Raw genomic sequence first — 20839 nt, forward strand, 5'->3', positions numbered from 1 at the left:
TGCCTTCCACCAGCCCGCTTTGCCCCCCGCTACGCAAAACGATGCCCACCCCATGAACAGCTTGCTTTCTCCTCACACCCCCTCTCTTGCCGCGCTGCAGGCGCGCTATCGGCGCGACCTGCAACTGCTGGCCCTGCCCGCGAAGTCCTGGACGCCCGCCATCACCCATGAAGGCCAGGCCGTGCTGGACGTCGCGGTCGTGGGCGGCGGCATGGGGGGGCTGGCGCTGACCACGGCGCTCACGCACCTGGGCATTCGCGCGCAGATTTTCGACCAGAGCGCGCCCGGCTACGAAGGCCCCTGGGCGACGACGGCGCGCATGGAGACGCTGCGCTCGCCCAAGGAGCTGACCGGACCGGCGCTGGGGTTTTCGTCGTTGACGTTCCGCGCCTGGTTCGAATCCCAATGGGGTGACGCAGCTTGGGCCGCGCTCGACAAGATTCCGCGCCTGCAATGGATGGAGTACCTGCGCTGGTACCGCGAGACCACGGGCGTGGTGCTGCACAACCAGCAGCGCGTGGTCGCCGTGCGCCCGCGCGCCGACCAGCTCGCGCAGCTCGACCTGATCGACACGCGCGACGGCGACCGCGCCTACAGCGTGCTCGCACGCCACGTGGTGCTGGCCACGGGCCGTGACGGCCTGGGCGGCCCCTGGGTGCCCGATGTGGCGCATACGCTGCCGCGCGACCGCTGGGTGCACTCGTCCGACAACTGGGCCGATGACGCGTTCGCGGGCAAGACCGTGGTGGTCGTGGGCGGAGGCGCCTCGGCCATGGACAGCGCCGCGACGGCGCTGGAAAACGGCGCGGCCGCCGTGCATCTGCTGATTCGCCGCAAGGAGCTGCCCACGGTCAACAAGGGCAAGGGCGCGGGCAGCCCCGGCGCCGCGCACGGCTACGCACGCCTGCCCGATGGCATCAAATGGCAGCTGCGCAACTACATCAACCGCCAGCAGGTACCGCCGCCGCACGGCAGCACGCTGCGCGTGTCGCAGCACAAGAATGCATTTTTCCACCTGGGCGCGGGCATAGAAAGCGCGCAGGTGCGCGCCGACGGCAGGCTGCGCATAGACACCACGCAAGGCCCCATCGCCGCCGACAGCGTGATCTTCTGCACGGGCTTTCGCCCCGACTGGCAGCAGCGCCCCGAATTCGCGCCGTTCGCGCCGCATGCGCGCCTGTGGCAGGACCGTTTCACGCCACCAGCAGGCCAGGAAGACAGCGAGCTGAATCTGTCGCCCGACCTGGGCGATCTGTTCGAGTTCCAGGAAAAGACGCCGGGCAGCTGCCCCGGCCTGGACCGCATCCACTGCTTCAGCTACCCCGCGGCGCTGTCGCTGGGCACGGTGTCGGGCGATATCCCGCAGATCAGCGACGGCGCACGCCGCCTGTCGCAAGGCCTGGCCGGCGCCCTTTACGTGGAAGACATTGCACTGCACTATGCGTCCATGGAACGCTACAGCGAGCCCGAACTTTACGGCGACGAATGGACAGAGTCGCCGCTGCCTCCCTATGACGAGGTGACAGCATGATCGGCTGGCTGCTGCGCCGCATAGGCCAGGCCATGCTCGTGGTGCTGGCGATGACGGTCATCGTCTTCGTGGGCCTGCACGCGATCGGCAACCCGATCGACATCCTGATCGGCGAAGACCTGAACCAGCAGGAGCGCCTCGAAGCCATCGCCCATCTGGGCCTCGACAAGCCGCTGCTGCAACAGTATTTCAGCTTTCTGACGAACGCGCTGCGCGGCGATCTGGGCACCAGCTTCGTCTACAACGAGTCGGCCATAGGCCTGATTCTCGACCGCCTGCCCGCGACGCTGGAGTTGGCGGTCGTGGCTCTGGTCATGGCCATCATCCTGGGCGTGCCGCTGGGTCTGTACGCGGGCATGAAGCCTGCGAGCCCGGTGTCGAAGATCCTGATGAGCGGTTCCATCCTGGGATTCTCGCTGCCCGCGTTCTGGGTCGCTTTGATGCTGATCATGGTTTTCAGCGTTCAGCTCGGTTGGATGCCTTCGAGCGGCCGTGGCGACACGCGCAGCCTGTTCGGCATCGAATGGTCGTTCCTCACGCTCGACGGCCTGCACCATCTGATCCTGCCCGCGTTCAACCTCGCGCTGTTCAAGATTTCGCTGGTGCTGCGCCTCACGCGCGCCGGCGTGCGCGAAGTGATGCCGCAAGACTTCGTGAAGTTCGCGCGCGCCAAGGGCTTGTCGGAAACGCGCGTGATGATCATGCACGTGCTGCGCAACACCATGATTCCGCTGGTGACCGTGCTGGGCCTGGAGCTCGGCTCGACCATCGCCTATGCCGTGGTGACCGAATCGATCTTTGCCTGGCCAGGTGCGGGCAAGCTTATTTTGGACAGCATCAATTCGCTGGACCGCCCCGTGGTGGTCGCCTATCTGATGGTCGTCGTGGTGATTTTCGTGACTCTCAACCTGATCGTCGACCTGCTCTACAAGCTGCTTGACCCGCGCGTTCGCCTGGAGGCCGCCCAATGAGCCAAGCTCCCGTCAATTCTTCCGCCGCGCCCGCGGCGACCGACGCCGGCCGCGTGCAGTCGATCTGGGCGCAGATCGCCCACGACTTCCTGCGCTCCAAGCCCGCGATCATCGGTCTGGTCACGCTGCTGATCGTCGTGCTGATGGCGCTATTCGCGCCGTTCATCACGCCGCAGAACCCTTACGACCTGATGCAGCTCGACGTGCTCGACGCCCGGCTCACGCCCGGCTCGGCCAGCGCCGAGCATGGCTTCACCTACTGGCTGGGCACCGACGGCCAGGGCCGCGACCTGTACTCAGCCATCGTCTACGGCCTGCGCATCAGCCTGCTGGTGGGCGTGGGCTCGGCGGCGATCGCCGCCGTGGTCGGCACGGTCGTCGGCCTGATCGCGGCCTACGCGGGCGGCAAGACCGACGCCGTGATCATGCGCGTGGTCGACCTGCTGCTGTCGTTTCCCACCATCCTGATGGCCTTGATGATCCTGGCCTACATGGGCAAGGGCATTGGCAACGTGATCCTGACCCTGGTGCTGGTCGAGTGGGCCTACTACGCGCGCACGGCGCGCGGCCAGGCACTGGTCGAAACGCGGCGCGAGTATGTGGACGCCGCGCGCGGCCAGGGCATTCCGCAGTGGCGCATCCTGCTGGGCCATATCCTGCCCAACTGCCTGCCGCCGCTGCTGGTCATCGCCGCGCTGCAGGTGGCGCGCGCGATCACGCTCGAAGCCACGCTGTCGTTCCTCGGCCTGGGCGTGCCCATCACCGAGCCGTCGCTGGGCCTGCTGATCTCCAATGGCTACCAATACCTGCTGTCCAACGAATACTGGATCAGCTTCTTCCCCGGTGTCGCACTGCTGCTGACGATCGTCGCGATCAACCTGGTCGGAGACCAACTGCGCGACGTGCTCAACCCGCGCCTGCAGAAATAAAAGCTACATGTCCCACGATTCAGTCAATCCATCGCTGCCGCCCACGGCAGCCCCCGTGCTCGAAGTAAAGGACCTGCACACCCAGTTCGACACGCGCGCGGGCGTGCTGCCCGTGGTCAACGGCGTAGGCTTTCAGCTCCAGCGCGGCAAGGTGCTGGGCCTGGTCGGCGAGTCGGGCTCGGGCAAGTCGGTCACCGGCTTTTCCATCATGGGCCTGCTCGACGCGGCGGGCCGCATCACCGCGGGCCAGGTGCTGTTCCAGGGCCAGGACCTGGCGCGCCTGGACAGCCGCGCGCTGCGCAGCCTGCGCGGCAACCGCATCGCGATGATCTTCCAGGATCCGATGGCCACGCTCAACCCCGTGCTGCGCATCGACGTGCAGATGCTCGAGACGATTCGCGCCCACCGCAAGATGGGCAAGGCCGAGGCGCTCGAACACTGCCGCAAGACGCTGGCGCGCATGGGCATTCCCAGCCCCGAGGAACGCCTCAAGGCCTTCCCCCACCAGCTGTCGGGCGGCATGCGCCAGCGCGTGGCGATCGCCATCGCGCTGCTCAACGACCCCGAGCTGATCATTGCCGACGAGCCCACCACGGCGCTCGACGTGACTATTCAGGCGCAGATCCTGTCGGAAATGCAGCAGCTGGTGCGCGAGACCGGCACGGCGATGATCTGGATCAGCCACGATCTGTCGGTGGTCGCCGGCCTGGCCGATGACATCGCCGTGATGTACGCCGGCCGCATCGTCGAGCATGGCAGCGTCGATGAGGTGCTCGACAACCCCCAGCACCCTTACACCCAGGGCCTGATCGGCAGCCTGCCCAGCGCCAACCAGCGCAAGAGCCGCCTGCAGCAGATCTCGGGCATGGCGCCCAATCTGCTCGACCTGCCGCCCGGCTGCGCTTTCGCGCCGCGCTGCCCGCGCGCGCAGACGCGCTGCGAACAGCCGCCAGCGCTGCAGACCATTGCCGCGCCATCCGGCGCCAACACCGCCACAGCACATACCGTGCGCTGCTTCTTTCCCGGCGCAGCGGCCGACTTTTCCCGGAGCGCCGCATGACCGGCAACGTTCAAGATACCGCCGCCCCTTTGCTCGACCTGCAGGGCATCACCAAGCGCTTCGGCCTGCAGCCTCCGCCGGGCCGTTTCGGCCAATGGATGCGCAAGATCGGTGCACAAAAGGCGCCCGTGGTCACGCATGCGCTCGACGGCGTGGACCTGCAGGTGCGCCCCGGTGAAGTCGTGGGCCTGGTCGGCGAGTCGGGCTGCGGCAAATCGACGCTGGGCCGCATCGCCACCGGCCTGCTCGCGCCCACCGACGGCCATGTGCAGGTGATGGGCAAGGACCGCACCCAGCTGAGCGCCGAGGAAACGCTGCAGGCCCGGCTGGGCATTCAGATGATCTTCCAGGACCCGCAGTCGAGCCTGAACCCGCGCCTGCGCGTCAACCGCATCGTCGGCGAAGCCGCGCGCCTGCACGGCCTGGTCGACGCCGAGCACGAAGACGAATATGTGTGCCGGCAGCTCGAACGCGCAGGCCTGGACCCGCGCCTGCGCTTTCGCTACCCGCACCAGTTCAGCGGCGGCCAGCGCCAGCGCATTGGCATTGCGCGCGCGCTTGCCGTTCAGCCCAGGATGCTGGTCTGCGACGAAGCCGTGGCCGCGCTCGACGTGTCCATCCAGGCGCAGATACTGAACCTGTTCATGGACCTGCGCGACGAACTGGGCCTGGCCTATCTGTTCATCAGCCATGACCTGGGCGTGATCCGCCATCTGTGCGACCGCGTCGCCGTGATGTACCTGGGCCGCATCGTCGAGACGGCGCCGGTCGAGGAACTGTTCGCCAACCCGCAGCACCCCTACACCCAGGCCCTGCTCGCCGAGATTCCGCGGCTGGACAATCGGCGCACGAGCTTTCAGACCATTCGCGGCGAGATTCCCAGCCCGATGGCGCCGCCCAGCGGCTGCCATTTCCACCCGCGCTGCCCCCAGGCCATGCCGCGCTGCAGCGTCGAAGCGCCGCGGCTCAAGGGCATTGCCATACAGCACGAAAGTGCCTGCCATCTCAATGACATGGCCCATGCTGCCTGAGCTCCGCTCAACAGCCGTTCGGGCTGAGCCTGTCGAAGCCCTGTCGAATACAGGCACTTCGATCCTTCGCCAGGCTCAGGACTCAGTGCGAACGGCGTTCTAGACCATCGATTCACTTCACCCTTCCGAGAGAAAGCACCACCATGCATACTGCTTCCCTTTCCGCCATTGCGATGGCCGCCCTGCTGGCCGTCTCCGGCGCCAGCGCCAAAGACCTGCGCATAGGCTTTGCCGACCCCATCTCGTCGGCCGACCCGCAGCTCAACAACCATGCGGGCGATCGCTCGCTGGCCCTGCACTTCTGGGACTCCCTGGTGAACTCGCGCGACGGCGGCAAGCTCGAGCCCGGCCTGGCCGAAAGCTGGAAGGCCGTCAACGACAAGACCTGGGAATTCAAGCTGCGCAAGGACATCAAGTGGCAGGACGGCAAGCCGTTCACGGCCGACGACATCGTGTTCTCGTTCGATCGCGCGCGCAATGTCGCGGGCTCGGTGGCTTCGTACCGCGGCGCGCTGCGCAGCGTCGAATCGACCACGGCCAAGGATGCGCATACGGTCGTCATCAAGACCACCACGCCCAACCCCATGCTGCCGCTGGAAATCGCTTCGATCTACATCGTGAGCAAGCATGTGGGCGCGCAATCGAAGAGCGAAGACTACAACTCGGGCAAGGCCATGGTCGGCACCGGTCCCTACAAGTTCACTTCCTACACTCCAGGCGACCGCACGCTGATGGAGCGCAGCGCAAGCTACTACGGCCCGGCCCAGCCCTGGGACAAGGTGACGTACCGCTTCATCAACAACGGCGCGGCGCGTACCGCGGCCCTGCTGTCGGGCGATGTCGACGTGATCGACAAGGTCGCCGTGACCGATGTCGCCAAGCTCAAGAAGACGTCGTCGGTCAGCGTGTACGAGTACCCCGGACTGCGCGCGCTGCTGATCCAGCCCAGCCTGCGCAAGGGCAGCAACGAATTCATCACCGACAACGCCGGCAAGCCGCTGGCCGAGAACCCGCTGACCGACCAGCGCGTGCGCGAAGCGCTGAACATTGCGATCAACCGCAAGGCCATCACCGACCGCATCCTGCAGGGCACGGCGACCGAAGCCAACCAGTGGATGCCCAAGGGTTCGTTCGGCTACAACCCCGACATTCCGGCAACGCCCTACTCCGCCGAGAAAGCCAAGAAGCTGCTCGCCGACGCCGGCTTCCCCGAAGGCTTTCAGATCACGATCCATGTGCCTGGCGACCGCTATCCGCAAGCGCCCGAAACCATGCAGGCCGTGGCCCAGTTCTGGACGCGCATCGGCGTGAAGACCAAGCTCGAAGTCGTGCCATGGTCGGTGTACTCGAGCCGCGCCGGCAAGAACGAATACGCGGTCAGCGTCATTGCCTGGGGCAATGGCACGGGCGAAGCCGGCTATGGCCTGCTGCAGACCCTGGCCACCAACGACGCCAAGGCCGGCCGCGGCGCCAACAACTGGGGCCGCTACAGCAATGAAAACGTGGACAAGGCGCTGGACGCCGCGACCATCGAGTTCGACGCCAAGCGCCGCGAAGCGATCTTCCGGCATGCCGCCAAGCTCGTGACCGACGATGTCGCGCAGATCCCGCTGTTCCACTACAAGAACATCTGGGCCGCCAAGAAGGGCCTGAAAGTGACGCCTATCCTCAGCGACCGCACCACGGCGCTGCAGGTCACTCCCGTGTCCGGCAAGTAAGGCATAGAAGCCATGCATCCTCAGCTCGAGATTTCGCCGCAAACGGCGCTGATCGACGTGCCGCGCCGCATCACGGTGCGCGGGCTCGCGCCCGGCCAGCACGTCACGCTGCGCACGCGCACCGTGCGCGGTCCGCAGGTCGAATGGACGTCGCAGGCGCGCTTTGCGGCCGGTGCTGACGGCTGCGTGGACCTGACGCGCGACGCGCCTGTCGACGGGAGCTACAGCGGCGTGTCGGCCATGGGTCTGGTCTGGTCGCAAACCCAGACCATCGCCGATGCGCCGCACGACCCCTTCGCCGCCGAACCCAGCGCCGCGCTGACCACCGAAGTGCGCGCATTGCTGCCCGACGGCGCAGAGCTTTCCGGCCATTTCGTTCAGGAGTTGGCCGCCGAAGGCGTCACGCGCCGCGAGATTCGCGACGCGGGGCTGTCGGCCACGCTGTTCACGCCCGCGACGCCAGGCCCCCACCCCGTGGTGATGGTGCTCAACGGCTCGGGCGGCGGCATCAACGAGCCGCGTGCCGCGCTCTACGCGTCGCGCGGCTATGCGGCGCTGGCCGTGGGCTACTTCAAGTCGCCGGGCCGCTCCGACTACATCTCCGACACGCACCTCGAATACTTCGAGACCGCGCTGCAGTGGATTCACCGCGAGCTGCAACCCAAGGACGGCTTCGTCGCGCTCAGCGGCCAGTCGCGCGGCGGCGAGCTGGTGCTGCTGCTGGGCTCGCTGTTCCCGGACATGGTCAAGGCCGTGATCGGCTATGTGCCCAGCGCCTTCGTGCACTGCGCGCAGAACGCCTGCGACCCGGCCAAGGGCCGCGAAGGCCCGGCCTGGATCTTCCGCGGCCAGCCGCTGGTCGACATCTGGAACAACAACCGCACGGCGTCCTGGGCGCCCTGGGACCAAGGCCCCGAGCCGCGCCGCCACACCGCGGCCATGCTCACGGCGCTGCAGGACCCCGACGCAGTGGAGCGCGCGCGCATACGCGTGGAGTGCATCGATGGCCCGGTGATGCTGCTGTCGGCGACCGATGACGGCTCCTGGCCTTCGTCGCTCTACGGCAAGATGGTCAAGGACCACCTGGCAGCCAACCACCATCCCCACCCCGTGGAACACCACGACTGGGAAGGCGGCGGCCATGCGATCCTGTTCCCCTATGTGCCAACCACGCATCTGTTCTACGCCCACCCCGTATCCAAGCGACTGAGCACCTCGGGCGGAACGCCGGCGGTCAATGCGCTGGCCAACGAACAGTCGTGGATCGCCGTCCAGGCATTTCTCGCGCGCGCCACGGCCGCGCAGGCGGCCAGGCCCGAGACCCAGGCCTGAATTATGAGCGTGGACGTTCATGGTTCGACAAGCTCACCACGAACGGTTAAACGCCGTTCGCGCAGATGGATTCGAACGGATGTCCCGTTCGTCCTGAGCCTGTCGAAGGATGAACGGCCTGCACTACAGCCATAACTCCCTTTCCAAGTCATGACCGAAACCCAAACGCCCTCGACTTCCGCCGACCTGATCGACTCCCTGACCCAGCTGGACCAGTTCCCCGCGGTCAAGGCCATACGCCACCAGCGCGCCAAGGTCGTGGATGCAACCCAGGGCAGCTACAAGCAGCTGTTCGACCCCGCCCTGCCCGGCCTGACGCTGGGCGAGCGCCTGCGCGTGGCGCAGACCATCAGCCGGCTCAGCGACAGCGCCAGCCTGCTGCAGTACTACAGCGCGCAACTGGCCGCACTGCAGGATGCTGCCGTGGATGCCCAGCGCGAAGCCGCGCTGCAGAAGTTCGCGACGCTGCTCACGCACAAGCCGGTCGAAGGCGACCGCAGCAGCATCGATGCCCTGCTCGCCGCCGGCCTGCAGCCGCCCGAAATCATCACGCTGGCCCAACTGATCGCTTTTCTCAGCTACCAGGTGCGCGTGGTCGCGGGCCTGCAAGCCCTCACGGCGCTGGGTGACTACCTGCACGCAGCGCCCGTCGCCGCGACCAGCAGCGAAACCTTTGTGCATCCGCATCACCTGCCCAAGCCCGGTGAAGCCTTGCGCATCAACGGCTTCACCAGCGAAACGCTGGGCTGGAAAGCCTGGGTGCCCGTGCTCAAGCTCGAGGAAGCCACGCCGGAGCAGCTGGCCATCCTGGAAGCCAGCCACCCATCGGCCAAGACCAGCCAATACTACCTGGCGCTGATCCATCAGCCGCAGATCCTGCAGGAACGCTCGGTGGTGTTCAACGCCATCATGTACGCTCCGGGCGGCCTGTCGCGCGCCGAGCGCGAACTCGTCAGCGCCGCGGTGTCGTGCATCAACGGCTGCGTCTACTGTGCGTCCGTGCATGCCCAGCGCTTCGAACAGCTGGCCAAGCGCAACGACGTGATCGCCCAGGTGTTCGAGAACCCGCATACGGCGGGCACGAACGCGCGCGAAAAGGCGCTGGTCCAGTTCGCCATTGACCTGACCGAAGCCCCAAACCAGCTCAGCGGCGAACGCCTGCAGTCGCTGCGCGAAGCCGGCCTGACCCATCTGGAGATCCTCGACGCACTGCACGCCGCGGCCATCTTCGCCTGGGCCAACCGGCTGATGCTCAACCTGGGCGAAGCCGTTCACCCCTGAAAACACGCCTCAGGACGGCCGCCCGTCGCAGCGTTGTCAGCGAACCAGCGCAAAACAATGCGACGGGCGCCAGAAAACAGTTGATTAAGTCAACTTGATCGCACATAATCCGTTGACTTTATCAACAACATAACAGATGTCGACGCCTTCTCCCTCTGCTTCCCCACGCCGCAAACTTCCACGGCGTTTCATGCCCTATGTGTTCGCCTTCTACATGGCGACCATCATGGCCTTCCTCATGTGTGCCGTCATTGTGGGCGTGCAAGCCGGCGTCGGCCCCGGCTATCTGGCCAGCGTTCTCAAGGTCTACGCCCTGGCGATGCCCGTGGCATTTTGCTGTGTGGTCATCGTGCGCCCCTTCGTGCTGCGCCTCGTGGCGGCCACGGTGCACCTCTGACGCCTTTCAGGCTGCGGCAATGTCGGCAAGCAAGCTGTCCAGGCTGCCATACAGCGCATTGCCACGCAGCAGCCGGCTGCCTTGGTCGTCCGTGAAGATCAAGGCCGGCACGCCCTGCGCGCCGAAATCCTGCTTCAGCTGCTGCGCCTGGCGCATGCGCTGGGCGTTGGCCGCCACCAGCTCCGCGTCGCCCGCGGCAAGAAGGTCGGCGGCCGCATGCAGATCCAGCCCGCGCAGCAATTGCGCCACCACCGTCACCGCGCCGGTGTCCAGGGCGTGCACATAACGCGCTTCCTGCAAGACTTTCAGAGCCTCCAGTTCGCGCTGCGGCGCGGTGCGCAGCACGGCCGTCAGCGCCAGCGTGGTCGCCGCCGAATCGAAGCGGCTGCCCAGCTTGCCCAACACCTGGGCGCGGTACTCAGGCGTGAATTGCTGGCCCGTGAGCTTCTGTATGCGCATGTCGTTGGCCCAGGCGTAGTCCGCGAACGCGGCGTCCAGCGTGCGCCCGCCCGCACCCGCGAACAGACCGGTGGGCGCGAGCTCCAGGCGGATGCCGGGTTCCAGACCCAGTTGCTGCAGCACCGGTGAAGCGCCGTAGCACCAGCCGCAAAGCGGGTCGAGCAGATACGTGATGGTTTTCATGCTGCTTACCATTTCATTTCACCCTTGTTGACCTTGGCGCCTATGTCCAGCGACATCGCGCCGTTGGTCAGTTGGGGGTAGGCCTTCTTCATCGCGTCAATCAGTTCCGCACTGTTCTTGCTCGCCGCGAGCTGCTTCTCGAACGTCTGCAGGTAGTCCTTGGTGAACGTGATGGTGCTTGCATCGACCTTGGTACCGGCCTTCATGTGACCGGGAACCACCAGCGCGGGCTTGAGCGCGGCCATTTCATCCAGCTGCTTCACCCATGCGGCGCGTTCTGCAGCGCTTTGGGTGTCGGCCGTCCAGACATGCATGTTGCCGAACACACCAATATTGCCGACCACGGCCTGAATGGAGGGAATCCAGGCATAGGGGCGGTGGGCCAGCACACCTTCGGTGCCGCGGATCTCTATCGCCTGCCCTTCGAGCGTCAGCGCGTTGCCTTCGAGCGCGCGCGGCAGCACGGGCTGGCGCGGCGCGTTGGCGCCCATCTTGGGGCCCCAGAAAGCGAGCTTGCCGGCCATCTTGGGCGCGAGCTTGGCCAGCACGGCCGGCGTGGTCACCACATCGGCCTGGGGAAAGAACTCCTTGAGTGTTTCGACACCGAAGTAATAGTCGGGGTCGGCCTGACTCACATAAATGGTCGTGAGCTTCTTGCCGCTGTCGAGCACATTCGCGGCGATGCGCAGCGCATCGGCGCGCGTGAAGCCCGCGTCTATCACCATGGCCTCCTTCTCACCCACCAGCAAGGTGGAGTTGACATTGAAGCTGTTGCCGTCGGCGTTGTAGACCTTCACGGCCAGCGGCTGGGCGGCCTGGGCGCTGGTGAAGGCAATGGCCAGGGATGCGGCGAGAAGCGTTGTGCGGATCATGCGAAAACTCCAGATAGTGGTCGAATGCATGGACTTTAGTTTCAATATCCGCGCAGATAAACGCGATAATCCGCGCATAACTGTTTCATAAATCGATCAGATCATGGATAGATTGACCGCCATGCAAGTCTTCGTCGAAGTGGCGCACAGCGGCAGCTTCAGCGCCACGGCCGACAAGCTCGACATGTCGCGCGCCATGGTCACGCGCTATGTGGGCGCGCTGGAACAATGGCTGGGCGCGCGCCTGTTGCAGCGCACCACGCGCAGCGTCACGCTCACCGACGCCGGTGAAAGCTGCCTGCGGCGCAGCCAGCAGATGCTGGCCCTGATGGGCAATGTCGAAGAGGAGACCAGCCGCCATGACGGCGTGCTGCGCGGCCAGCTGCGCATCACCTGCAGCGTGTCGTTCGCCTATGCGCAGATGGCCGCGGCCGTGGTCGACTTCCTGCAGCTGTACCCCGAGCTCAAGATCGATCTGAACGCCAGCGAAGGCGCACTCAATCTGGTCGAGACACGCATAGACCTGGCCATACGCATCAGCGCCGAACCCGACCCCACACTGATAGGCCGGGTGCTCGCGCCCTGCGGCTCGGTGCTGGTCGCATCGCCCGCCTACCTGCGCGCCCACGGCACTCCGCAGCAGCCTTCCGACCTGGGCAGGCACAGATGCCTGAGCTACGCCAACTTCGGCAAGAGCATCTGGAAACTGCAGCGTGGCGAGGCCATCGAGGAAGTGGGCGTAGGCAGCCATTTCAGCGGCAACGAAGCCACGGCCTTGCTGCAGGCAGCACTGGCCGGCGGCGGCATTGCGATGCAGCCGACCTATCTGGCCAACCCCCATCTGCGCGACGCAAGCCTTGAAGCCGTCTTGCCCGACTGGGCTCTGCCCACCATGGGCATCTACGCGCTCTACCCTTCGCGCAAGCACCTGTCGCCCGCAGTGCGCGCCCTGCTCGACTTTCTGGTCGAGCGCTTCGCAAAGGTCCCCTGGGCCTGACTACGCCGCTGCCGAATCCTGCCCGAACTTGAGAAGGTTGCCGTCAGGATCGATCACATACAGCTCGTCCATTCCCCAGGCCGTATGCACCACCGGCGAAAGCGTGGGCAGCTTGGCGCTGAACGCGCGGTGCACCGCAGCGATGTCCGCCACGCGGATATAGCAGGAGGTGTTCTCGGCGATATGCTTTTCCGTGCAGGCCCAGAAGTGCAGTTCGGTGTCGCCGCGCACGGCAATGCCGTACCCGTTCGCTTCGAAATGCTGCGTCCTGAAACCCAGCGTCTCGCGGTAGAAATGCAGTGTGCGCGCCATGTCGAGGGAGGCGAGTACAGGGATGGCTTTGCCCAGGGTGGAAGATGGCATTTCGCGTTTCAAAGGCAGAAAGTGGTTTGACGGAAGTGGGTGACCATTTGAACATGGCGCGTGATCGCCTCGTCTGTGATGGAAGTTCATTACCACAAACAAATCAAAGACTTGCGCAATTCCTCGCTTATGGAATACGGCGCACAGTCCTGTGTGCGATCGGAGATGACAATGTGTATATTTGCAACCAAATGATGGCGCAGCATCCCGCTCGCGCATCGCGCCCAGGATGCAAGATGAATATTCTCCAGCGGACGGCACTCGGTCTTGTCACTTTGTGCGCCGCGTCGGCAGCATCTTCGGGAGTGCTGGACAAGATCAATGCGGGAGGCAGCCTGGTCATCGCGCACCGCGAATCATCCGTTCCGTTTTCCTACATCGACACCAAGACAGGCAAGCCCGTTGGCTATGCGATGGACCTGTGTCTGCGGCTCGCGGAGGTGGTGCGCAAGAAGACGGGCAAGCCCAACATGGCGGTCGAGTTCCTGCAGGTCACGTCGGCGGACCGCGTGGCGGTCATCGAGCAAGGCAAGGCCGACCTCGAATGCGGCTCCACCACCAACAATGCGGAACGCCGCCAGTCGGTGGCGTTCACCGTCCCCCATTTCGTCGCCAGCGCGCGCCTGCTGGTCAGTGCATCCAGTGCCATCACTCGCCTCGAAGACCTGCGTGGCAAAAAGCTGGTATCGACCAAAGGAACCAGCCCGCTGAAAGTCGTCTCGGTGGCCAACCGCGAGCAAATGATTGGCATCACCATCATCGAGGCGCCGGACCACGCCAAGGCGATCGAAATGGTCGAAAAAGGCGAAGCCGACGCCTTCGCGATGGACGATGTGCTGCTCTACGGCCTGGCCGCAGGGCGGCCCAAGCCCTCAGCCTTCAAGGTCGTGGGCAAGTCGCTCACCACCGAACCGCTGGCGATCATGCTTCCCAAGGGCGACGCCGAGTTCAAGCAACTCATAGACACCGAGATGAAGCGCCTGATCACCTCGCGCGAGATTTACCCGCTCTATGACAAATGGTTCTCCAAGCCCATTGCGCCGGGCATCACGCTGAATCTGCCGCTGGGTTATTTGCTTCGCGACAGCTGGAAGTACCCTTCCGCCGAGGTGCTTCTATAGTTCGGCGCTGCCGGTGTCTCAATGAATCGTGCGGTCTCCCAGCCCCTTCTTGATCACCAGATCCACCACGGGCTGCTCGCGCTTGTTCGCGCGCTTGCAGTGGTCCTGCTGGAAATGGTCCGTGAGCCAGATGACCGCCCGGGCCCAGCGCCGCTCGCGTTCGCGCCAGGCATGGGATGACACGCTTTCCCAGGCATGGCCGTTGAACAGCGTGGCATTGACGAAATGGTCGAGCGCGCGCACTCCGGCGCGCCCGCGTTCGCTCTTACCCGCAAAGCCCACCAGAATCAGCAGCATCCAGCCCAATACGGCCATGGGCACCATGGCGCACATCAACAAGAAACCGGCCAATCGCTCTTTCATGCGCCCTCCGCGGGCTCGCGCTTCACCAGACGCAGCTGCACTCCATTGGCCGAGCGAATGGTCAGCCGCCCCACGGGTTGCGGCACATGGCCTTCGACGGGCTGCAACTGATAGCGCCGCAGCAGACATGACAGGATCAGCACGGCCTCCTGCAGCGCGAACGCCGCGCCCAGGCAGACCCGCGGCCCCATGCTGAAAGGCATATAGGCATTCTTGATGGCGTCCTTGCTTTCCTCGCGATCGAATCGATCGGGGTCGAAGGCATCGGGGTCCACCCACCACTTGCGATGGCGTTGCAGCAACCAGGGCGCGACCACCACCGTGCTGCCAGCCTTGAGCTGCTTGCCGCGCATCGGGCACGCGGCGGTGTTCTCGCGCGCGAAAAAGCCGACGGGGGGAAACAGCCGCAGCGTTTCCCGGAAGATATTCCAGACCAGGGGCAGGCTTTTCATGTCCGATTGCTCGGGCGCTCGCTGGCCCAGCGCCGCGCGCACCTGGACATGGGCGCGCTGCTGGATTTCGGGCGATTTGGCCAGCAGATAGCTGGCCCAGGTCAGTGCGCTGGCCGAAGTCTCGTGACCGGCCAGAAACAGCATCGCCACCTGGTTCACCAACTCCTCGAACGTGAAAGGCGCGCCTGTCTCCGCATCCTTGGCGCGCATGAATGCCGCCAGAATATCCTCATGCGCGCCGGGCTCGCCGCGCTGATGGGCTTCATAGCGCGGCAGGATCATGGCCTGCAGCAACGTGCGGATTTCCTTCGCGGCCTGGTTGCTGCGCCATTGCAGCCATGGGGTCCGGAGCCAGCGCATGCCGAACAGCGCCGGCAGCATCAGCTTGGGCGCCATGGCCTGGTAGCGCGCAAACGCGTCGAACACCCGATGCGCGTCCGGGCCCTGCATGGGCTCGGAAAAAATGGTGCGGAAAATGATGTCGGCCGTGACATGGGTCATCTCGATCTCGATGTCGTAGGGCTCGTCGCTCTTCAACACATCCATGCGCTCGAGCATGGCTTCGACCGCGCCCAGCATGCGCGGAAACGCCACCTGCAGCCGTGCCTGCTCGAACGCCGGGTTCATCATGCCGCGCTGACGCTGCCATTGCGCGCCATTGGTGGTGAAAATGCTGTCGCCGAGCAAGGGCGCCAGCGACTCATGCAGCAAATGGCTTTTGGGGAAAGACTGCGCCTCGCCCTGCATCACGCGCTTGACCTCCTTGGTGTCGTTGAGCATGTACAGATCGACACCCGGCAGGTGCACTTCACCCATCTGCATGGTGTAGCTGCGCTCGTACAACGCGTCCATCCATGAGCGGCGGGCATGCCAGAAAAGGCTGAACCTGGAGGCTTTTTCAGGCCGAGGCTTGGGATACGCGGGACAAAAAAGACTCATCGGACCAGATACTTCTCAACAAATGTGCGTACAGCGCCAGGCGCTGCAAGCATGGCAAAAAAATTGTACGCACCCTGCTTTTCGGATGCCATCAGGTATTGGAAATGCATGCGCATCTTGTTGCGCCGCATCCGCCTGTAGGTCTGGGGTTCGAAAAGCTTGTGAAAGCGCGGGCTGCACATGTGACGCGGATTGGCGTAAGCCTGGGCTGGCGCGGGGGCACCGCGCATGGCCAGCGGCAGCAGATCGCACATGCCGAAACTCACGCTGTCGCCGGGCGAGGAAACGTCGGCCCAAAACACCCGGCTGTCTGCCGCCACCGCCTGCAAGGTGGCGCGCAAGGCCTGCGCCTGGCGCATCAAGGTAAACAGCGGAATGCAATTTCCCAAGGTCAGCAAAGTCACCGCTGCAGGCGCCTGGCCCACCGCGGTCGGCTGCGTGGGAAGACGCTGGCGCAGAGCATCCACCAGATGCAAGGCCTGGACACTGCCCACGCTGAAGCCCACCACTACCACTTCCAACCCTGGCTGGCGCTCCGAGCGGGCCTGTATCCAGTCCGCCATGGCAAGCGTGCGCTGCGCAAGCACCGCGCCATCGCGCTGCGCGCTGTGCGCCGCAAAATTGAAAATTCTCAGCAGCCAGCTCACATTGAGCCGCTTGTCGAGTGCCGCGCTGCCCCACAGCGCGGCGGCGAAAATCGCCGACGGCGGCATCCATCGCACCCACGAGGGCAGCGCTTCGCTCCAGCGCCAACCCAGTGCGAAACCGCCCATGGCCAGCATCACCGCCAAGCAGATATAGAGCAAGGGGTAGGCAAAGGCCAGCAACGTGTTGGGGGTCTGGCGGCGAATCGGCCGCAACACGCGCCAATCCTTGAGCACCGTTGCATAAGTCTTGCATGCCTGCGCGGTCACACGCCACCAGGAACGCGGCCAGTGCGCGCGCACGGCATCGCTCCAGTCGAAGAACACGTAGTCGCCACCGCCCGCCTCGCCGCTGAACGTCCACTGCGCATGGCGATGGCTACCCACATCCAGCGGCCGGCGCGGCCCCACGGCATACTCACGGCCGTCGACCTTGCCCTGCAAAACGGCATGTTCGGCAAACAAGCGGTAGTAATGGCGAGCACCGCGCGGGTCGAAGCCGCCAACGAACACCACGAGCCTCGGAGGCAATCCGTCATGACGGCTCACGGCGCAGAGCCCTTGCGCCGGGCGCGGCGCTTGGCGGGTCGCGTCGGCGCAGACCCAGATCCGGACAGCGGCGCAATGGCCTGGTTCGAGGCGGCCTTGCCAGGGGTTGCCGGCAAGACCTGCACCACCGACTCGGGCCACAGTCGCTGCGCCATCATCCCTTGGAGTCGCACGCCGCAGCGCCACGCGACGCCGGGCAGCTTGCGGTAGAAGCTGCCGTTGAGCTGCGTGCGCGTGACCAGTGCGGCCTTGAAACGCTGCAGCATGTCGGCACAGGGAAGCGCGCTGCGGGCCTCAAACCAGAAGTCATTCAAACGTCCCTGAAACGTCATGCCCGGTAGATCGTAAAGCGCAGACCCGCAGACCTTGACGGGCGCGCCATGGCCCAGCGCCGACAGGCCGGTCGTGCTGTTGACCAACACCACGCCTTTGCAGGCCTTGAGCAGGCTGGGCAAATGCTGGTCGTGGATATAGAGCACCTTCCCTTGCAGGCCATGGCGCTTGGTCAGCAGACGCACGGCCTTGCCGTAGTTGCGGTGACCGCGGTCCATGGGATGGTGCTTGAACACCAGTACATCCTCTTGTACGGACTGCGCATTGAGCGGCAATTGCTTATCGGCCTGATTCTCGCGCAGCAACGCGCCCGCGAACGAGCGCATCACATGGTCGATGAAGCCGCACACCGACTCGTAGTCGGAGTGCACGGTGATTTGCGCATCGTTGTAGACCTGCAGCGGAATCAGAAAGAACTTTCGGCGCCACTCGCCTTCGAGCTTTTCCTGCACCCCCTTTTCCGTCCAGCGGAAATACGCCTTGCGCGCAAACGACAACAACCACCAAAGCCCGTCCCAAATTGTCAGCGGCCTATGGTGCAGCGCGTTGTTCCAGAAAAGGTAGCCTGCCCAGGACGCAAAAAAATACAGCATGCCCCAGGTAGCGGCGCTCCAGTAGCCATTGCCCACCGCCTGGTGGGCTGGCATCTGGGGCGCAGCCAGCTTGCTCGAAAGACTGTCCGACCGGTCGACCGGCGCATGGGATTCGTCGGCCACGTCGGCATTGGCTGCCTGCGGCACCTCCTGTGTTGTCTGGTTCTTGAGCCAATCGGCGAGGTCCTGGTGGAACACCGAATGGCCGTTGACTCCCACTGGCTCGAACGTCACATAGTCAGGGCGCAGATAGCCTTCTTCAAAGACACCCACGGCAATGCCCCGGCTTTCGGCCAGGGCCCGGACATTGGCGTGGATGGGACGGCAGTCGCCAAACAGCAAAACGACATCAATGCGATGTTGCGTCAGCAGTGAGGGCAACTCCCGGTGCCACTCTTGCAGGCTGCCTTTGAAACCATGGGCGCTGCGAGGATAGAACAGCCAGTCCCCGGCGTTGAAGTTGACCTTGAAAACTTGCGCGCCCGCACCGCGCAGATCGTGCGCGAGGTTGCTGAAAAAGGGCCCCACCGGACCTTGCAGCAACAACACGCGCTTGCCAGAAAAAGCCGAAGCCACCGCGCTCATTGCCCCTTCCTCCCCAAAGGCGGGGGCCTGCTGGAATACTTACTCATCACAGACTGCAATTGCACCGAATGTGCGCACCCCGAAGATCGCAGCAGCGCGCGTATTTTCCGGATTTGTCTGGCCACAAAGCCCAGCTTCATTTGTTTCAACTTGCCTTGCTCTTCCAAGCGCGTGCGCTCCTCGAGCAGACGTTGCAACACTGATTCGCAAGTGGTGTAGCCGTTGAGCACGGGGTCCCAATAGAGGGGGTAGAACAACAACGCGCCCGCGACCAGCGCATCCAGACTCAGCGCCCTGCCGCGTCGCGGCATCGCCAGCGTGTCGTGGGTCAAGCCCCAGCCCGCATAGAAAGGCCGACCGTGAACCACGACGGTCTTGCCGCGCAGCAAGGCATCGAATCCGGTCAGCGACGTCATGGTCACCACCACCTCGCAGGCCTCGATGCAACTGATGACCGAAGACTGCAACTCGACATGATTTGCCCATTGCCGGGCCTGGTCGAGCGCCACCTTGCCGCGGCGATTGCCGCTGGTCACATCAGGGTGTGGTTTGTAGACAATGAACGCGTGCGGATAGGCTGCGCGCGCAGCCTGCAGCAAGCCCAGATTCGTATGCACGCCGCTCACCGTGTCACAGCCGAAACGGATGGACGCGTCATCTTCAACCTGCCCTGGCACCAGCACCACCTGCTGGCCTGGCACGACACCAGGCCACTGCACGGGCAGCAAGGCGTCGAGGTTGTATTTGGTGATGCCATGCGCGACGATGGTCTCGCGCACCTTGGCGGCGCGGCCCAGATCTTCGGCCGTGAATTCGCGCCCGTTGAGCATGTCTTCCAGCTCGGAAGGTCGGGACGGATCGAAGTAAAGCCCCTTGGCATCGAGCACAAACGACTGCGGCGCAATCAGATCGGAGCCCAGGCCCACGGAGCGTACAAAGCCGTCTTCCATGCGCAGCAGGCGCACACCGGCTTCATTCGCCAACTGCTCCACTCCCACAGGCGGTACCCGTCCCCAGCACACCAGACAATCCGCACCTTGGAGCTGCAGCGCGGCCGCAGCCTTGGCATTTTTGACGAACAGGACATTGCCCCGGAAAAGGGACAGCATGGGCTGCACATTGGCCGCTTTCCAGCGGCGAAAGCCCACGCAAACCATGCGCGCGGGAAAACGTTGCGCGACCTCACGCTGCAGGGAAAGCCAGCGCATGGCGTCCCAGATGCTGCCGCGCTCGCGCGTCTCGGGGTTCAGGTAACGCGTGTAGTGGACATATGCCGCCGCAAACAACTCATCCACCGAGCGCGTGCGCGCGCGCCTGGCCATCGCTGGATGCCCACCCTGGCGGTCATCGGTCGCGCCCCAGCCTGCATACCAGGGCACGCCAAAGCAAGTCACCGGCTTGCCGGCCAGCAATGCCTCAAAGCCCATGGTCGACGTGACCACGTACACGCGGTCCATCTGCTGTATCAGACTCAGCGGATTGACCGCGTCGCGCAGCACCACGGTATGGGCATCCTCCTGCACCGCGGTCAGATAGCCGCCTTTGCGGCCTGACGTAACTTCGGGATGCGTCTTCACATAGACGACAGCGCCCGGGTTTTCGGCTTTGGCAGCCGCGAGCATTGCGTCGAAGGTCCGCGCATTCGCGCCGCCCAACGCCACGCTCATATCGCCGGCGGTCTGATCGATCACCAGTATCCGTGCACTGTCTTGTGCACGAAGCGCATCGGCGGGAAGCGCCGGCGCATGGTTGTACTTGCTCAGCCCAATGCCAAGCAATGGAGTACGAGCCAAAGCATCGGGCGAAAGCAAATCATCTGCTTCGTTAAGCAACCTCTCCAACGCACTCACCTTGGTGCAGTCGTAATAGATTCCTTCGTCATCCACCACCAGTGCAACGGGCGGAAAGTGCGCGCCCGTGCCAAACGAACGCAGAAATCCATCTTCGAGCGCTACATACGGCAGACCGTGCGTGGCGGCATAAGCAACCGCCTGGCGCGTGCTGGGTCGCCGGCCCCAACCAGCGACCGCATCGACGTCCGCGGCGAACCAACCAAGCCTGCGAACGTCTGCCCCGATAAAAGACGAAAGGTAAGGGATACGGCCAATGCCCGACGACAGAATTCCAATTCGCATA

General features: G+C 64.6%; 19 protein-coding genes. 11 read left to right on the plus strand and 8 right to left on the minus strand.

What is annotated here, in order from left to right:
* The first annotated feature begins 52 nt into the window (after positions 1-52).
* The 9 genes from KHY18_RS02995 (at position 53) to KHY18_RS03035 (ending at position 10250) form a co-directional block, all read left to right on the plus strand.
* The gene (locus tag KHY18_RS02995; RefSeq protein WP_213294177.1) at positions 53-1531 is read left to right on the plus strand and encodes a flavin-containing monooxygenase; all 1479 of its coding nucleotides are present in this window, start codon (positions 53-55) and stop codon (positions 1529-1531) included.
* On the plus strand, positions 1528-2502 hold the full coding sequence (locus KHY18_RS03000) for an ABC transporter permease (RefSeq protein WP_213294180.1): 975 nt from the start codon (positions 1528-1530) through the stop codon (positions 2500-2502). Before KHY18_RS02995 ends, KHY18_RS03000 begins: the two co-directional genes overlap by 4 nt.
* Complete coding sequence (locus tag KHY18_RS03005; RefSeq protein WP_213294182.1) at positions 2499-3431, plus strand: ABC transporter permease; 933 nt, start codon at positions 2499-2501, stop codon at positions 3429-3431. The genes KHY18_RS03000 and KHY18_RS03005 overlap by 4 nt, the downstream gene beginning before the upstream one ends.
* Positions 3432-3438: 7 nt before the next feature.
* Positions 3439-4491, plus strand: coding sequence for an ABC transporter ATP-binding protein (locus KHY18_RS03010; RefSeq protein WP_213294183.1), 1053 nt, complete (start codon positions 3439-3441; stop codon positions 4489-4491).
* Positions 4488-5522: an ABC transporter ATP-binding protein gene (locus KHY18_RS03015; protein ID WP_213294185.1), complete on the plus strand. Its 1035-nt coding sequence runs from the start codon at positions 4488-4490 to the stop codon at positions 5520-5522. The genes KHY18_RS03010 and KHY18_RS03015 overlap by 4 nt, the downstream gene beginning before the upstream one ends.
* A 143-nt stretch (positions 5523-5665) precedes the next feature.
* Entirely contained in the window at positions 5666-7240 is a 1575-nt protein-coding gene (locus KHY18_RS03020) for an ABC transporter substrate-binding protein (RefSeq protein WP_213294187.1), read from the plus strand.
* A gap of 12 nt (positions 7241-7252) precedes the next feature.
* On the plus strand, positions 7253-8572 hold the full coding sequence (locus tag KHY18_RS03025) for an acyl-CoA thioester hydrolase/BAAT C-terminal domain-containing protein (protein ID WP_213294189.1): 1320 nt from the start codon (positions 7253-7255) through the stop codon (positions 8570-8572).
* 150 nt (positions 8573-8722) lie between these two features.
* A complete protein-coding gene (locus tag KHY18_RS03030) occupies positions 8723-9853 on the plus strand; it encodes a CMD domain-containing protein (protein WP_213294191.1) in 1131 nt (376 codons plus the stop codon).
* A 136-nt stretch (positions 9854-9989) separates the two neighbouring features.
* Positions 9990-10250 (plus strand): DUF2798 domain-containing protein, encoded by a 261-nt coding sequence (locus KHY18_RS03035; protein WP_213294195.1) that lies wholly within the window; start codon positions 9990-9992, stop codon positions 10248-10250.
* A gap of 6 nt (positions 10251-10256) precedes the next feature.
* On the opposite strand, the gene KHY18_RS03040 is transcribed toward KHY18_RS03035, so the two are convergent.
* Together KHY18_RS03040 and KHY18_RS03045 are read right to left on the minus strand one after the other, a co-directional pair.
* Positions 10257-10892: a DsbA family protein gene (locus tag KHY18_RS03040; protein ID WP_249728872.1), complete on the minus strand. Its 636-nt coding sequence runs from the start codon at positions 10890-10892 to the stop codon at positions 10257-10259.
* 5 nt (positions 10893-10897) lie between these two features.
* Entirely contained in the window at positions 10898-11764 is an 867-nt protein-coding gene (locus tag KHY18_RS03045; protein ID WP_213294199.1) for an MBL fold metallo-hydrolase, read from the minus strand.
* Between the two features lie 103 nt (positions 11765-11867).
* On the opposite strand from KHY18_RS03045, the gene KHY18_RS03050 reads away from it, so the two are divergent.
* Complete coding sequence (locus KHY18_RS03050; protein WP_213294201.1) at positions 11868-12761, plus strand: LysR family transcriptional regulator; 894 nt, start codon at positions 11868-11870, stop codon at positions 12759-12761.
* Here the strand turns inward: KHY18_RS03050 and KHY18_RS03055 are convergent, their stop codons facing one another.
* Entirely contained in the window at positions 12762-13124 is a 363-nt protein-coding gene (locus KHY18_RS03055; RefSeq protein WP_213294203.1) for a bleomycin resistance protein, read from the minus strand.
* 236 nt (positions 13125-13360) lie between these two features.
* Here KHY18_RS03055 and KHY18_RS03060 point away from each other — a divergent pair, with 236 nt between their 5' ends.
* Positions 13361-14245 (plus strand): amino acid ABC transporter substrate-binding protein, encoded by an 885-nt coding sequence (locus KHY18_RS03060; RefSeq protein ID WP_213294205.1) that lies wholly within the window; start codon positions 13361-13363, stop codon positions 14243-14245.
* 18 nt (positions 14246-14263) lie between these two features.
* Here the strand turns inward: KHY18_RS03060 and KHY18_RS03065 are convergent, their stop codons facing one another.
* The 5 genes from KHY18_RS03065 to KHY18_RS03085 all read right to left on the minus strand — a co-directional run bounded on the left by KHY18_RS03065 (position 14264) and on the right by KHY18_RS03085 (position 20838).
* Positions 14264-14608 carry a hypothetical protein gene (locus tag KHY18_RS03065; RefSeq protein ID WP_213294208.1) on the minus strand — a complete coding sequence of 115 codons (345 nt, stop codon included), beginning with the start codon at positions 14606-14608 and terminating at the stop codon, positions 14264-14266.
* A complete protein-coding gene (locus tag KHY18_RS03070) occupies positions 14605-15912 on the minus strand; it encodes a cytochrome P450 (protein WP_249728873.1) in 1308 nt (435 codons plus the stop codon). Before KHY18_RS03070 ends, KHY18_RS03065 begins: the two co-directional genes overlap by 4 nt.
* Positions 15913-15995: 83 nt before the next feature.
* A complete protein-coding gene (locus tag KHY18_RS03075; protein WP_213294212.1) occupies positions 15996-17192 on the minus strand; it encodes a hypothetical protein in 1197 nt (398 codons plus the stop codon).
* Positions 17189-18703, minus strand: coding sequence for a capsule polysaccharide biogenesis protein (locus KHY18_RS03080; protein ID WP_213294214.1), 1515 nt, complete (start codon positions 18701-18703; stop codon positions 17189-17191). The genes KHY18_RS03075 and KHY18_RS03080 overlap by 4 nt, the downstream gene beginning before the upstream one ends.
* The gene (locus KHY18_RS03085; protein WP_213294216.1) at positions 18700-20838 is read right to left on the minus strand and encodes a capsule polysaccharide biogenesis protein; all 2139 of its coding nucleotides are present in this window, start codon (positions 20836-20838) and stop codon (positions 18700-18702) included. Before KHY18_RS03085 ends, KHY18_RS03080 begins: the two co-directional genes overlap by 4 nt.
* Position 20839 lies beyond the last annotated feature (1 nt).

This window comes from Acidovorax sp. CCYZU-2555, assembly GCF_018413525.1.
Lineage (GTDB): Bacteria > Pseudomonadota > Gammaproteobacteria > Burkholderiales > Burkholderiaceae_C > Comamonas.